Below are 15,084 nucleotides of genomic sequence, written 5' to 3' on the forward strand. Positions count from 1 at the left end.
TTCAGTCGGCGAAGAGTAAAACGGGCGTTTCAAGCAGATGCTTGAGCGACTGCACATAACTGGCGGCATCATGGCCGTCTACGACCCTGTGATCACACGAGATCGACAGATTCATCAGCTTGCGCGCGTGAATCTCGCCGTCAATGATCACGGGGCGCTCGACGATCTTGTTGGGGCCGATAATGGCCACTTCTGGCCGGTTGATAACCGGTGTCGTCGCAATGCCCCCCAAAGGCCCCAGAGACGTCAATGTAAGCGTGGAACCGCTGAGTTCGGCGGCTTTGGCTGTTCCGGCCCGTGCCGCCTCTGCCAGACGGCTGATTTCGGCGGATAACTGCCAGATATTCCTGTCCTGGGCATCCCGGATGACCGGAACCATCAGTCCCTGCTCCGTCTGCGTCGCCATGCCGAGGTGGACAGAGCCGTGCCGGGTTACCACGCCCGCCTCATCATCAAATGTCGCATTGAGCATCGGAAATGCCGGCAAACTGCGGCAAATTGCCGCGATCATCAGCGGTAACATGGTCAGTTTCGGCCGTTCGCCGCGATTGGCGTTCAGATCCTGACGCATATCCTCCAGTTCGGTCATGTCGATCTCGTCGACATAGGAAAAATGCGGGATATTTCGCTTCGATTCCGCCATGTTCTGGGCAATCTTGCGCCGCATGCCGATGACCTTGATCGTCTCGTTATCCCGCCGCAGAGAAGCGCCGGCAGGACGATAGCCCTGGCCGCTGCCATAGCTCAAAAACGCATCCAGATCGCTGTGCCGGACATGCTCGCCCTGGGCTTTGACCTGGGTCAGATCAACCCCGAGATCCGCGGCCCTTTTCCGGACAGCGGGGGTTGCGAGGACCTTCGTCACCGGCCCGGTTTGGGGCTGTTCGACGGGGTTTTCTGGAACAGCTGGACGCTTGTTTGCCGCTGGAGCCGGCTCTTTGACATTTTCGGCCACTTCGGATTTTTCAGATGTTTTTTCAGGAACTTCCGGCGACGTCATGGCGGCAGTGGGGGCCGTTTCAGTCGACTCTGTCCCCACCTGTTCTTCGACTTTTGCTTCGAGCTCTTCAACATCGACATCGCCTTCGACCTCGATCTCGACCAGCATCGATCCGATCGGGATGATATCCCCTTCTTCGCCCGCCATGGCGATGATTTTTCCCGACACGGGCGCTTCCATTTCGACGGTGGCCTTGTCGGTCATGACATCCGCCAGCTGGTCATCTTCCTCGACCATATCGCCAACCTTGACGTGCCAGGCAACGATCTCTGCTTCAGCAATGCCTTCACCGATATCGGGAAGGTTGAATGTGAACTTGCTCATGATTTCAGTTCCCTGACAATTTTCTCCAGCGCTTCGCCGATCCGTACCGGTCCGGGGAAATACGCCCATTCGAGACTGTGCGGATAGGGCGTGTCAAATCCGGTCACCCGCTCGATCGGGGCTTCGAGATGATAGAAGCACCGTTCCTGGACCAGCGCCGACAGCTCGGCGCCGAAACCGCTGGTGCGGGTGGCTTCGTGGATGATCAGACAGCGGCCGGTCTTTTTTACCGATTCCTCAATCGTTTCAATATCGAGCGGGACCAGTGTGCGCAGATCGATAATCTCGGCGTCGACATCATGCTCTGCAACCACGGCAGCGGCTACATGGACCATCGTGCCATAAGCCAGAACCGTCACCTCTTCCCCTGCCCTGACAATATTCGCCTTGCCGAGCGGAATCTTGTAATAATCGTCGGGAACCTCTGCCGCGTCAAATTTCGACCAGGGCTCCACCGGCTTGTCATAATAGCCGGTGAAGGGCCCGTTGTAGATCCGCTTCGGTTCGAAAAACAGCACGGGATCATTATCTTCGATCGCCGAGATCAGCAGCCCCTTCGCGTCATAAGGTGTGGAAGGAATGACAGTCTTCAGCCCGGAAACATGGGTGAACATCGCCTCCGGTGACTGGCTGTGGGTTTGCCCCCCAAAAATGCCGCCGCCAAAGGGGGATCGCACGGTGAGTGGCGCAATGAAATCGCCGGCGGAACGATAGCGCAACCGGGCCGCTTCGGAGATCAGCTGATCCATGCCTGGATAGATATAGTCGGCAAACTGGATTTCCGGGACCGGCCGCAGGCCGTAGGCCCCCATGCCGACCGCCGCGCCGATGATCCCGCATTCGGAAATTGGCGAGTCAAAGCAGCGGGTCTTGCCATATTTTTCCTGGAGGCCCGCCGTCGCACGGAAGACGCCGCCAAAATAGCCGACATCCTCGCCAAGAATGACGACATTGTCATCGCGTTCCATCATGTTGTCGAGACCCGAATTGATCGCCTCAATCATGTTCATCGTGGTCACTGTTCAGGTGCCTCCGCATCGGGCCATTTGATTGCTCTTTCTTTGTCGGCCTGGACCCGTTGTTCCTGAAGATGCCAGGGCATTTCCTCGAACACATCCTGGAACATGGTTTCAAACGGCTGGTGCAGACCGTGACCGAGAATGCCGTTCCGGGCGGCTTCCTTGACCGCCGCCTTCACCGCATCGACACATTGCCAGTCCAGCTCCTCCTGTTGCTCGACGCTCCACACCCCACGCTGGATCAGGTGTCGCTTGAGCCGCATGATCGGATCGCCAAGCGGCCATTCCTCGCGTTCCTGGGCACTGCGGTAAGCGGTTGGATCATCCGACGTGCTGTGTGCGTCAGCGCGATAGGTGAAATGCTCGATCAGGGTTGGCCCCTGATTGGTCCGCGCTCGCTCGGCCGCCCATTGTGTGGCAGCATAGACGGCAAGCGGATCATTACCGTCGACCCGCAGACCGGCGATGCCATATCCTGCTGCTCTTGCCGCAAAGGTGGTCCGCTCGGATCCGGCAAATCCCGAAAAGGAGGAAATCGCCCACTGATTGTTGATCACGTTCATGATCACCGGCGCATTGTAGACCGCCGCAAAAGTCATCGCAGCGTGAAAGTCGCCTTCGGCTGTCGATCCTTCCCCGCACCAGACGGCCGCGATCCGGTCGTCGCCTTTGGAGGCGCTGGCCATAGCCCAGCCCACGGCCTGCGGATATTGCGTGGTCAGGTTGCCCGACACGGTAAAGAAATTCAGCTCGCGCGAACTGTACATGATCGGCAACTGGCGGCCCTTCAGCTTGTCCTCGCGGTTCGAGAAAATCTGGTTGACCATTTCGACCATGGGATAACCGCGGGCAAACAATATGCCCTGCTGCCGGTAGCTGGGGAAACACATGTCTTCCTTGTCCAGCGCCATGGTTGCCGCAACCGATGTGGCCTCCTCGCCCGTGCATTTCATGTAGAAGCTGGTCTTGCCCTGACGTTGCTGGCGATGCAGCCGGTCGTCAAAGGCCCGCACCTGCGCCATGGTCCGCAGCATTTCGAGCAGTTTGTCATCGTCCAGCCGGGGATCCCACGGACCGACGGCCTTGTAATCATCATCCAGGACGCGGATCATGTCATAGACCATGTCGCGCATGGCTTTTGGCTCGGTATTTGTGTCTGGCCTGGCCTGCTCACCAGCATTCGGAATGTCCAGATCGCTATAATCGACCGCGTCGCCGGGCCGGAACCTGGGTTCGGGAACATGCAGAGACAAAGGCGGCAAATTGCTCTTCGATTTTCCGTCGGCCATCCGGCGTCTCCTGTTACATCACTTGTCGATGCGAGCGTTCTCGCAGTGATTTTTATTTCAATCGATTATTATATTATTATATGCAGATTAAAAGGTCAATATAGCTGTCCTATCGCTCTTCCCACAAAAAAGGGAGCATATCATGCTCCCTTTTTCGTCACTATCCCCCGTGGTCAGAAGCGCATCGACATGTTCACCACGGCCCGGTCATCGCGGTAGACCTGCTGACCCATGCGGGTTTCCACCGCCGCACCGATGCGCATGACACCGTTTGTCAGGCTGAATCCGCCCTTGATTTCACCATAGGATGCATCCTGCAAACCAATCGGCAAGGCAAAAGGCACATTCTCTGCATCCAGAAAACGAACCAGGAAGCTCGTGTCGTTCCCGGACAGACGGTTGACATAGTCCAGCTTCATTTCCGGCTGGAACGCCCAGGATGATGCAAAGCTCACCTGAGAGGAACCGGACAACTTCAGTCCGACCCGGGCGTCCACACCCGCCCGGCTGATTTCATCAACCGCCATGGCAAGGCTGCTACCGCTGCTGCGGAAACCGTCCACATTATAGGAAGAATAGCCAATGGCAGCTCGCGGTGTCAGCATCATGCCATCCACCTCGACATTATAGCCCGCTTCGATTTCTCCGGCAAATCCCAGGGAATTTGTGTTGAGATTGCCGACCGAAGCGACACCGGTTGCCCGACTGGAAGAGTCGATGCGCGAATGTGTCACATTCGCCTGACCACCGACATAGAAATTGCCGCCGAGCAGATAGTTGCCATAAACCGATGCCTGGTTGGTTTCGACACTGGCAAGGGTACCGCTGACTTCCTGCGTACCCCGGGCATAGCCGAATGCAGTTCCGAGCGTTGCGCTATTGTCGAGCGCATATTCCAGACCCATGGCAATATGCCAGCTGCCCTGGTTTGCACCGCTGCCCGGATCAGAAAACGCGAGCGTGCTTCTGTCATAGCCGGATGACATGAAACCGGACATGTTTTCCGGCAACCGCACCGCATTCCAGTCGGATGACTGATATTTGGCCGCAAAGCTGATTTGCGCTGCGGCTGTTTCATTCAGCCCGCCATTGCCTCCAATCGTCCTCGACGAACCAATGATCTGGAATTTCCCAGCTCCGGAACGGCTGGTTCCCATGACCGACAGCCGATCCGCAACGAGCGAACGCATGGCTGCGCTTTGCTGTTGATCAAGCGTGGTGGTCCGTCCGGCCTGAGCTGCCGAAAGGCTCTGGAACGTCGCATTGAGCTCCGCCACTTCCATCACATCAATCAAACCGTAAACATCGGCCAGATCGTTGTAGGAACTGGTCCGGGTCAAATCCAGAGCCGAACCGAATGCCAGCGAGAAGGGATTGCGCACCCCATTTTGGCTGAAGAAATCCGAGAACCGGATCGCCCGCATCCGCGCCGTTACCGTATTGGTGCCATATTCCAGTTCCGGATAAAGCACACCGATGCGGCCGACGACGTTGTCGAACACATTCTGCACACCGCCTTCTGCGGTGATGATATCGAACCTCTGTCCGAAGCGTGCGCCTCTGCGGCCAAATTTGTTGATGACCGCCGCGGTGCCGCCGAGCGAGATGATTCCGGGATTGTCCTCATCTCCGACAACTGCCAGCAAGTCTCCGCCCCGGCGTCCCACATCGAAGTAGGTCAATGCACCCGAAGACAGAATGACATCACCGGCTACGGTGAGAGTCCCTATGTTACCAAGCCGGCTGCCGGGAGCGATCGCCCCCTGGACAACGGTCAGGAAAGTTGGATCTACTAACCCGTTGCCTGACAGAAGTCCGGCGCCAAGGAATGCTTCCCCGGTTGTCAGCGAGCCATTTGCCTGAACCCAGCCACCGGTCTGGGTGTAGTCACCCCAGACTTTCAGTGCGCCGCTTTTGCGGATTTTCAGCGCAGCGAGACCTTCAACGTTCAACCGGTCAATCGTGATGTTGCTGGTCAGACGTGTTGTGCCAATGGCATCAAGCGTCACCTCATAGTAACGCGGCCCGGCGCTGCTTCCGGCGGTGACAGCGACATTGTTGGGCACGAAACCGGTGCTGCCAGGGCCGCCTTCCACAAATATGCTGTTCGGATCTCCTTCCGGCAAGGCAACGCTGCCCGCCGAAAGATCAAGACAATCGTCGAGGAAGCAGACATTGCCGAATTTCGGCGTGTCGCCCGTTACGCCTGGCTCTGCAAAGCCGGGCAATGCATTTACCAGTTCGCCGTCGACATCAATCACATAGGCTGGATCCATGTCCTGTTCCCAGTGATTGGGGTTTTCCCAGTTGCGATTGCCTGCCTTGGCCGAAGCGTAAACATAGTTGTTGTTCGCCACAATCGATTCCCAGAACATGAACAGCGGCTGGTAAAAGGATTGCGTCCCGTATGAAGAGAAAGGCTGGAAGGTGTTCGGATCATTCTCGTCGTTTCCGAAGAACCGCGAGCCACCCGAAAGCACACCGGCAACGACCGGAGTATCATATTTCTCATCCACGATCAGCGGCCCGCCAGAGTCGCCACCGGCTGTGGTACCTTCACGTGGCAAGGCCGGGCCGTCAAACAGGTCAAAATCAAACAGACCGTTGTTGGAATCAAAAACCTCTTCGCCGGCCGGACTGTCAAAGTCCAGGCTGTAGAGCGATTGCGGCAATCCATAATCGCCGGGTCCGAAGAGAAACTCGTTGCGTTCATTCAATGAACTGAGCGACGAGAGCACATTTTCGGCAATACGACGACGGAAGTCAATACCGATCGGACCTTCAGACCCGATTCCGCGCGAACCATAACCGTTGATCGTTACATGCGTTTCTTCTTCCAGCGGAGAGAACAGAAGCGTCCATGTCGGAATGTTGCCAGCATGCGTGTCCAGCGTTGCAATGGCGACATCGGCCTCCAGAAAACTCAGTGGTACCGAGCGCTCATCATACCAGACATGTTCGACATTGTAGATCGCAAAATCTTCGTCGGTCGCATTCGCCGTGCCGCCATCAAGGCCAACCCACCGCCGTATGCCTGGCAGGTTGTCCGCACTGAAACCAAAGCTGATGGCTGTGCCACCCTTGTCAAATCCGTAGCTTTCGGCAGGCTGGTCGTTCACACAATGCGCGGCAAAAAGCACGGTCCGGGGGTTGATCAACGTACCGGTACACAGGCCAAGGCCAAAGGAATTCTGGTCCGGGCGGGTCGCCATTTGCCCGACGCCGGTTATGTCCACCACATTGTCAAGCGCACCTGTCGGCGGCCCTTCATCGGGAGAAAGATCATCCCGGATCACAATCCTGTTACTGTCTTCGACCATAATCGGTGCGGATGCCTGGCTTGAAGCTCCGCCTGCTGTCGAGGTGAGAACCGACCCACCAGACGTGTTCGCCGCCACTTGCGCATGAGCCGGAGCGGCCAGTGCAGCAATGCAGGCGGTTGAAGAAGCACCAAGAAGCAAAAAACGATTAATATGGGCGAACGACATTATTCCCCTCCCCGAGGTTAGATTGAATCCAAATAACACACTTTTACCAAGACTTAGAGCGACTCGCTCTAGTTACACGGGATATCACTTTTCAACGCAAAATTATATCCATCCACAGCAAAAAAATGATCCAAAATGATTATTTAGGTTCAACCGGGCCTTTTTTTTCCGCTGTCCCAAAGCCCTTGATCGCGCTTTTATCAGACCGCAACAGGCGCGGGAATATGGGCCTGTGGCGAATAATCACGGACTTCGAAGTCTTTGATTTCATAAGCAAAAACCGATTCCGGTTTGCGCAGCAAGTGAAGGGTGGGCGCACCCGACGGGGTCCGGGCCAGTTGCTCTTCAACCAGCGCTTCGTGATTAAGATACAAATGGACATCACCGCCATTCCAGATGAGCTCTCCTGGCTCCAGATCGCACTGCTGGGCCACCATTCGGGTCAACAGGGCGGCGGAAAAGACATTGAAGGGAACGCCGAGCGCGAGATCGCAACTGCGCTGCTGGAGCAGGGCCGACAATTTGCCGTTGGCCACATAAAACTGATAGGTCTTGTGACAGGGCGGCAAAGCCATCCTGTCCAGTTCGGCCACATTCCATCCGGTAAATATGTGGCGCCGTGACCCGGGATTGCTCCGGATGCCCTCCACCAGCAGCGCGATCTGGTTTATGCCTGTCTCCGCCTTGTGATACAGCCCGTTACCGGCGGGTTCATAAACCGGCCAGTCAACCCATTGCTTGCCGTATACCGGGCCAAGATCACCCCACTGCTCAGCAAATTCCGGGTCCTCAATGATCTTCTGCTCGAAGCTGTCGCGATCAATATCTTCACCGGTCGCCCGCCGGTATTTGTCGAGCGGCCAGTCGGTCCAGATATGGACTTTCTGTTTCACCAGTTCCCGGATATTTGTATCGCCCGTGAGGAACCACAGCATCTCCCGCGCGGCGGTTTTCCAGTAGACCCGCTTGGTCGTCAGCAACGGGATTGCATTGTCTGACAGATCGAAACGCATGGTCGCACCGAACATCGCCCGCGTGCCGACACCGGTCCGGTCGACCCGTTCGTCGCCGGCTGACCAGATATGGCGCATAAGATCCAGATATTGCTGCTCATAATGCGACGGGTCGAATTGCGGCTGGGGAATCACTTGTTCTGTCTCCGGCAGGGTGGACAGCAACGCTATACGCCGCCGGAAAGATGCTCAACCGGTGAGTGCAAATTTCTTGGGCTTGATCAAGGCGGCCGACCCTCCTATGGAGCGGGGGAAATGACAGCGCGAGACGCCGTCGGGAAGTAGCTCAGCCTGGTAGAGTACTGCCTTCGGGAGGCAGGGGCCGGAGGTTCGAATCCTCTCTTCCCGACCATTTCCCCCTTCAGAACCGGAAATGAGTCGTCAGATCCGGGCCGACAGATCGACACCGGGCGAGCGTTTGACTTCCTCCATCACCGGAAAGGTCGTTGTCTGGTACACGCCCGGCAGATTGTTGATGCTGTCGGTCAGGATCACCCGATATTCTTCCATGTTCCGGCAGCGCACTTTCAGCAGATAGTCATAACCGCCGGCCATCATGTGGCAGGACTGGATCGCGTCCATCTTCCGCACGGCGCGATTGAACTGTTCGAGATGCCGTCGGCTGGTGCCCTCAAGTTTCACCTGAATGAACACCACATAGTTTTTCCGGATCATGCGCATGTTGAGACGGGCATGATAGCCGGTGATGAAACCTTCGTCTTCCAGCCGACGCAGGCGGATCTGGCAAGGTGTCCGGGACAGGCCGACCTTCTCCGAGAGATCGGCCAGCGAGATTTTGCCGTCGGCCTGGACCGCATCAAGAATGCGCCAGTCATGCCGGTCCAATATTCTGTCTTCCGTCATAGTCCAGTATCATTTTCCTATTCTTCTTCAGATAATTGGTAATATGTCCTGCCAAAAAGCACAAGTCGGACAGAAACGCCTGAACTGCGCTGATAGCTTGTGGACATGAACCAGCACCGCAGAATTGATTCGGCCACCCGGGATTTGCGCGACCAGATCGCCGAATCCACTTTGCGGGATGAAGAAGAGCTGTTTCGTGAATTGTCTGATTATCTCGGCCTCGATGAAGAGCGCTGGCAAGAAATAGCGGTCAGCAGCCGCGAACTCATCGTCAACTTGCGTGCGGGTCAAGGTCGACCGTTGATTGACCAGTTCCTGACCGAATATGGCTTGTCCAACGACGAAGGTGTTCAGCTGATGCGGCTGGCAGAAGCCCTGTCGCGGACCAGCGATTCCTGCACCGCTGACGAGCTGATCCGGGACAAGATCGCAGGCAGAAACTGGCTGGCCCATACCGGTGCCGGCCGCTCCTTGCCGATGCGCCTGTCCGGGCATGCGCTGAACCTGACTGACAAGTGGCTGGGCTGGTCCGGCAAGCCACTTCCCTTCCCCCTCCGGCAGATCGGGCAATGCGGCAATGCCCTGATCCGCTTCGGCACCCGCTTCGCGATCCGGGCACTTTCCGGGCAATTTGTTTTTGCCGAGACGCTGGAGAAAGCGCTGAGCCGGGCCCGCCAATATGGCCGCAAAGGCTATCTGTTCTCGTTTGACATGCTGGGAGAAGCCGCGCGCACGAAAAGTGATGCAGAAGGCTATTATGCCGCCTATGTCAGGGCACTAGACAATGTCTGCACCGATGCCCGTTCGGCTGATCCCCGGCATAATCACGGGATATCTGTGAAATTGTCCGCTCTCCATCCACGCTATGAATTTGCCCAGGCCGAGGACGTCGTTCCGGAAATCGCCGACCTGCTCGTCCCGCTCGCGGTGAAAGCCCGGGCGGCCAATGTCCAGATGACCATCGATGCCGAAGAGGCCGAGCGGCTGGATATTTCGATGGACGTACTGTCTTCGCTGATCTCCCGACCGGAGCTGAAAGGCTGGCATGGCCTCGGCTTCGTTGTTCAGGCCTATCAGCGCCGGGCGATGCCTCTGCTCTTCTGGCTATCGGAGCAAGCGGAACGTCTCGGCGCACCGCTTTTCATCCGCCTCGTGAAGGGCGCCTACTGGGATAGCGAAATCAAGGGTGCGCAGGAAATGGGGCTGGACAGTTACCCCGTATTCACGCGCAAGGAAATGACCGACCTCAGCTACCTCGCCTGTGCGAAAAAGCTGCTCGCCCACCCTGACCGGTTTAGCCCGCAATTCGCTACGCATAATGCCCATAGCGTCACCGCCATCCGCGCACTCGCCGGAGATGACCGCGATCTCGAATTTCAGCGCCTGTTCGGAATGGGTCAGCAACTGCACGACACAATCCTCGCAGAGCCGAACATCATCAGCCGCATCTATGCGCCGGTCGGAACCCAGAAAGATCTGCTCTCCTATTTGATCCGCCGATTGCTGGAAAATGGTGCCAACAGTTCTTTCGTCAACAAGCTGGCAGATCCCGCTGTGGATGCATCGCTACTGTCACGTGATCCGGTCAACAGCCTGAACCGGTATAATGATATTCCCAATGCGAATATCCCTCAACCGCGGCAATATCTCCGCAAGACACGGGAAAGCGCCCGCGGCCGGGATCTGTCCTGTCCGCTGGATCGCCGGAAATTTGCCGACGGTATAGCTGGCGCACGCCAGGTAAAGTTCACTGCCGTCCCGCTGATCGGCGGACGACGTCATGACGGCACCGCCGAAAATGTGCGAAATCCTGCAGTCCGCAGCGAGGTCGTCGGAGAAGTCCAGGCAGCCTCCGCGGAAACAGCAGAACTGGCAATCCAGACCGCTGACTCCGCATTTGCATCTTGGTCCGGTCGGCCTGCAGCAGAACGCGCAGACATATTGGACCGCGCAGCGGGACTGCTGGAGGAGCAAGCCGACATCTTCCATGATCTGGCCATCAGGGAGGCCGGAAAGACCTGGCAAGACGCAATTGACGAAGTCCGCGAAGCGGTCGATTTCTGCCGCTACTATGCCGCGCAGGTCCGCAGCGAGACGTTTTCGAACCGCCATTCGCTGGGTGTGGTTGTCTGCATCTCTCCGTGGAATTTCCCGCTGGCCATTTTTCTCGGCCAGGTCGTCGCCGCATTGGCAGCCGGCAACACTGCCGTCGCCAAGCCGGCCGAACAAACGCCTCTGATCGCGGCGCAGGCCGTGAGACTGCTGCACGAAGCCGGGATCCCCGCCGAAGTCGTCAATTTTGTCCCGGGCAATGGTGCTCTTGTCGGTGAAAGTCTGGTTGCCCACCCGAAAACGGCCGGTATTTGTTTCACCGGTTCAACCGCTACAGCCCGGCGGATAGCCGCACGCATGGCCGAAACAGGTCGGGCCACGGCGCCCCTGATTGCCGAGACCGGGGGCATAAACGCCATGATCGTGGACTCCTCCGCCTTGCTGGAGCAGACAGTGGACGCCGTGATATCCTCTGCCTTTCAGAGCGCGGGTCAACGCTGCTCGGCGTTGCGCATCCTGTGTGTCCAGGAGGATATTGCCGATGAGATGATCCGTTTGCTGGGCGGGGCAATGGCGGCACTGACCGTCGGTGATCCGGCCAGTCTCGCCACCGACATCGGCCCGGTCATTGATGCAACTGCGCGGGACAATATTGCCGATCACATCAACCACCTGGAACAATCCGCAAGCAAGATCGGAGAAGCACCGGCAACATCCCTGCCGGACGGAACCTTTATTGCTCCGGTGGCCTATGAGCTCGACAAATTTGCAGATCTCCAGCGCGAGATCTTCGGTCCGGTCCTTCACGTCGTGCGCTTCCGGGCAAGTGAGAGAATGCAGGTTATCGAGCAGATCAATGCCAGCGGATATGGTCTGACCATGGGCGTGCAGAGCCGGATCGACACGATTTGTCGGGACATGGCGGAACGCGCGCATGTCGGGAACATCTACATCAACCGCAATCAGATCGGGGCGATCGTTGGCGTGCAGCCCTTTGGCGGTGCCGGGCTCTCGGGGACCGGTCCGAAGGCCGGCGGGCCGCTCTATCTCAACCGGTTGAGCAAACCACCCGCGAACACAGCACAACCAGCCGTGCTGCCAAAATTCGGCAAAGCCGGAGCTTCTAAACATGGCGACATCGGCGAGTTGATCGCCCGAGCCAAGACCGCCCAAAAGAATTGGGGCCGCCGGATGCCTGCCATGAACATGCCGGATTTGCCGGACAATGTTCCGGACGGTGACTGGCGGAAACTCCTGGATCAGCAAGCCCAGCCCATCAGCCAGTTCATGGCGGCTGAGACCATTCTGCCCTCACCTGCCGGTGAAACCAACCAATACCATCTGCGCGGTCGCGGTGTGGTGCTTTCACTGATCAGCGACGCCGAACGGGCCATCCCCGCCTGGACCCGTTCAATCCTGACAGGAAACGCCGTGGTCCACATTTGTACAAGTGATCACAACCTGGTGGATCAGGGGGAGTTTAGCATTTTCGGCCAACTCTTTGAGAACCCAGATATCCTTCAGGTTGCCAGCTTGCCGGACCCGAAAGACTTGCGGGATATCTTGCTGAACCAGCCAATTGATGCTGTTCTCCTCGATCAAGACGATCCGGAAATTCTCGAAATCGGCACGATATTGGCCCAAAGAAAGGGCGCAATCATAGCGATTTTGCACCCGGATGACAGCTGGGATCGTTATGTCCATGAGCAGACCGTGACGGACAATATCGCCGCGGCCGGTGGCGATGTAAAATTGCTCAACGCGTAGCACTGCGATCCGGCAGGAACAGCTTCAGGCGGACCGGGCACAAAACCGGCATTTTTAGCACCAAACTGATGTTAACCTTATTTTGATTATCGGCAGCTAATGCCAACCTATGACAACGCGCGTTCTGATTGTGGATGACAGGCCGACAAATCTCCGGATTTACGCCCAGTTTGTGACGATAATGGGAGAGAAATACTCTGCCGTTACGTTCGCTGATCCTGTCGAAGCCTTGCACTGGCTGCGCAACAACAGCGCAGATCTGCTGATTGTCGACTATCGCATGCCGCAAATGAACGGTGCGGAGTTCATCAAAAAAGTCCGCTCGATGTCGACCGGCAATGATGTTCCGGCCATCGTCATAACCGCTCATCAGGACCGCGAATGTCGCCTCTCGGCGCTTGATGCCGGGGCCACGGACTTTCTGCAGAGCCCGGTATCCCATGTGGAATTCTGCAACCGGGCGATGTCCTTGCTGAGCAAGAGCGAAAAGAGCGTCAATCTGCGTCAGCGTGCCTCGGAGATCGAACGCAAGCACGCTGCTGTCGGCGAGCAGGCCGAGGACACCAATACCGGCAAAAGCATGCTCGAGCAGATCATCGACACGATCCCGATCATGATCAACGCGACGGATCGATCAGGCAAATGCCTGTTCACCAATGCCTACCAGTCCGCCCTGTTTGACAAGACGCCGGATCAGATGGTCGGCCATGAATTCAGTGATTTTCTGGAACCGCAGCTGAAGCGGAATTCCGATCGCCGCAATGATATCGTGCTCAAGTCCGGACAGGCGATCCCGCACTATGAGGAAAAATTCACCAGCGATGGTGTCGACCTGATCTTCCACTGTAACAAGTCGCCGCTGCTCAACCACAAGGGTGAAACCATTGGCGTCCTCACCACCGCGGTCGATATCACGGCCCGCAAGTTCGCCGAAGAACACCGGACGCATCTCGCTCTGCACGACATGCTGACCGGCCTGCCCAATCGGGTATTGCTCGCGGAGAAAGTGCGGACGGCGATAGAAACCTGCACCAACAGCGAGGAAGAGGCGGCATTGTTGCTGCTCGATCTGGACCGGTTCAAAACCATCAACGATACCCGGGGTCACCATACCGGGGACACGCTGCTGCGCGAAGTGGCCGAACGGCTGACCTCCATCCTCGGGCCCAGTGATTTCGCGGCACGTATCGGGGGCGATGAATTTGCCATCATTCTCAACAATATCAGCGGCGCCGAGACGATCAATTCCCGCTGCCTCAAGATCCTGTCCGCGATCAACGAACCTTATTCGATAAGTGGTGTCGACCAGGTTATCGGTGCCAGCATCGGTGTCAGCCTGATTCCCGAAGATGGCAACGAATATGAAGAGCTGCTCCGCATGGCGGACCTCGCCATGTATGATGCCAAGGCCAATGGCCGCAATTGTCATCGCTTCTTCTCTGAAGGCATGAACCAGATCGCTCAGGCCAATGCTGCGCTGGAAAACGAGCTGCGGGATGCCATTTCGCAGAAACAGTTTGCCCTGGAATATCAGCCGATCGTCGATGCGAAGTCCCTCGAATATGTCGGACTGGAAGCGTTGATCCGCTGGGATCACCCGAAAAAAGGGCGCCTGTTGCCGCAACAGTTTATCCAGGTGGCCGATGATACCGGGCTCATGGACATTCTTGGCAAATGGGTCATTGGCGAAGTCTGCCGCCAGATCCGCGTGTCCGAGGAAGATGGCATCATTCTGCCGCGTGTTGCGATCAATGTTTCGCCGCGCCAGTTCCAGAACCAGAATGTCTGCGAAGAAATCCTGCGCAATATCGAAGAGAATGGCATTGAGCCCTCCAAGATTGTCGTGGAAATCACGGAAGAGCTGTTGCTCGACAACAATGAACGGGTCAGCAACACGCTGAACAAGCTGCGCAATGCCGGTGTCGGTATTTCCATCGATGATTTCGGTACCGGATATTCCTCGCTGCAATATCTGAGGGATCTGCCGGCGAACTGCCTCAAAATCGACCGGACCTTCATTTCCCGGATCGAACACTCACCGGCAGACCGCGCGATTATCGGAACCATTGCCCATCTCGCCCATGCGCTCGATATGCGGGTTATTGCCGAGGGTGTGGAGAATGACGCCCAGCTGGAACTGCTCAAGGTTTCGGGCTGTGACGAAATTCAGGGTTTCAAGATTGCCCGTCCGCAAAAGGCGGACGATCTGCCCCGGCTTTTTGAAAATGCAGGCTTTGGAACCGCACGGTCCGCTGGTGGATCATAATC

At 57.1% G+C, this 15,084-nt stretch carries 8 protein-coding genes and 1 tRNA gene; 3 read left to right on the forward strand and 6 right to left on the reverse strand.

The genetic code is table 11. The features are described 5' to 3' along the window. Position 1 precedes the first annotated feature (1 nt). The 5 genes from BUQ90_RS13340 to thyA form a co-directional block, all read right to left on the reverse strand. Positions 2 to 1,324: a dihydrolipoamide acetyltransferase family protein gene (locus BUQ90_RS13340; protein ID WP_074205655.1), complete on the reverse strand. Its 1,323-nt coding sequence runs from the start codon at positions 1,322 to 1,324 to the stop codon at positions 2 to 4. Further along, positions 1,321 to 2,334 carry an alpha-ketoacid dehydrogenase subunit beta gene (locus BUQ90_RS13345; protein WP_074205656.1) on the reverse strand — a complete coding sequence of 338 codons (1,014 nt, stop codon included), beginning with the start codon at positions 2,332 to 2,334 and terminating at the stop codon, positions 1,321 to 1,323. Before BUQ90_RS13345 ends, BUQ90_RS13340 begins: the two co-directional genes overlap by 4 nt. Positions 2,335 to 2,339: 5 nt before the next feature. Continuing rightward, complete coding sequence (locus BUQ90_RS13350) at positions 2,340 to 3,632, reverse strand: 3-methyl-2-oxobutanoate dehydrogenase (2-methylpropanoyl-transferring) subunit alpha (RefSeq protein WP_074205657.1); 1,293 nt, start codon at positions 3,630 to 3,632, stop codon at positions 2,340 to 2,342. Between the two features lie 173 nt (positions 3,633 to 3,805). Continuing rightward, complete coding sequence (locus BUQ90_RS13355) at positions 3,806 to 7,120, reverse strand: autotransporter domain-containing protein (protein ID WP_074205658.1); 3,315 nt, start codon at positions 7,118 to 7,120, stop codon at positions 3,806 to 3,808. A gap of 200 nt (positions 7,121 to 7,320) precedes the next feature. After that, positions 7,321 to 8,295 (reverse strand): thymidylate synthase, encoded by a 975-nt coding sequence (gene thyA, locus BUQ90_RS13360; RefSeq protein ID WP_275425822.1) that lies wholly within the window; start codon positions 8,293 to 8,295, stop codon positions 7,321 to 7,323. A gap of 113 nt (positions 8,296 to 8,408) precedes the next feature. Between thyA and BUQ90_RS13365 the strand changes: the two genes are divergently transcribed. Beyond that, positions 8,409 to 8,485: transfer RNA gene (locus BUQ90_RS13365), tRNA-Pro, on the forward strand. 29 nt (positions 8,486 to 8,514) lie between these two features. Here BUQ90_RS13365 and BUQ90_RS13370 read toward each other — a convergent pair. Further along, the gene (locus BUQ90_RS13370; RefSeq protein WP_074205660.1) at positions 8,515 to 8,997 is read right to left on the reverse strand and encodes an Lrp/AsnC family transcriptional regulator; all 483 of its coding nucleotides are present in this window, start codon (positions 8,995 to 8,997) and stop codon (positions 8,515 to 8,517) included. A gap of 105 nt (positions 8,998 to 9,102) precedes the next feature. Between BUQ90_RS13370 and putA the strand changes: the two genes are divergently transcribed. Further along, positions 9,103 to 12,816, forward strand: a complete 3,714-nt coding sequence (gene putA / locus BUQ90_RS13375) for a bifunctional proline dehydrogenase/L-glutamate gamma-semialdehyde dehydrogenase PutA (RefSeq protein WP_084192704.1) — start codon at positions 9,103 to 9,105, stop codon at positions 12,814 to 12,816. Positions 12,817 to 12,925: 109 nt separating this feature from the next. Next, positions 12,926 to 15,082, forward strand: a complete 2,157-nt coding sequence (locus BUQ90_RS13380; RefSeq protein ID WP_074205661.1) for a GGDEF/EAL domain-containing response regulator — start codon at positions 12,926 to 12,928, stop codon at positions 15,080 to 15,082. Positions 15,083 to 15,084 lie beyond the last annotated feature (2 nt).

This window comes from Parasphingorhabdus marina DSM 22363 (genome assembly GCF_900128895.1).
GTDB classification, from domain to species: Bacteria; Pseudomonadota; Alphaproteobacteria; order Sphingomonadales; family Sphingomonadaceae; genus Parasphingorhabdus; species Parasphingorhabdus marina.

Coding starts and splice junctions, on each gene's coding strand:
- BUQ90_RS13370 (WP_074205660.1), bottom strand. CDS start 8,997: ATGACGGAAGACAGAATATTGGACCGGCATGACTGGCGCATTCTTGAT.
- BUQ90_RS13380 (WP_074205661.1), top strand. CDS start 12,926: ATGACAACGCGCGTTCTGATTGTGGATGACAGGCCGACAAATCTCCGG.
- BUQ90_RS13345 (WP_074205656.1), bottom strand. CDS start 2,334: ATGAACATGATTGAGGCGATCAATTCGGGTCTCGACAACATGATGGAA.
- BUQ90_RS13350 (WP_074205657.1), bottom strand. CDS start 3,632: ATGGCCGACGGAAAATCGAAGAGCAATTTGCCGCCTTTGTCTCTGCAT.
- putA (WP_084192704.1), top strand. CDS start 9,103: ATGAACCAGCACCGCAGAATTGATTCGGCCACCCGGGATTTGCGCGAC.
- BUQ90_RS13355 (WP_074205658.1), bottom strand. CDS start 7,120: ATGTCGTTCGCCCATATTAATCGTTTTTTGCTTCTTGGTGCTTCTTCA.
- BUQ90_RS13340 (WP_074205655.1), bottom strand. CDS start 1,324: ATGAGCAAGTTCACATTCAACCTTCCCGATATCGGTGAAGGCATTGCT.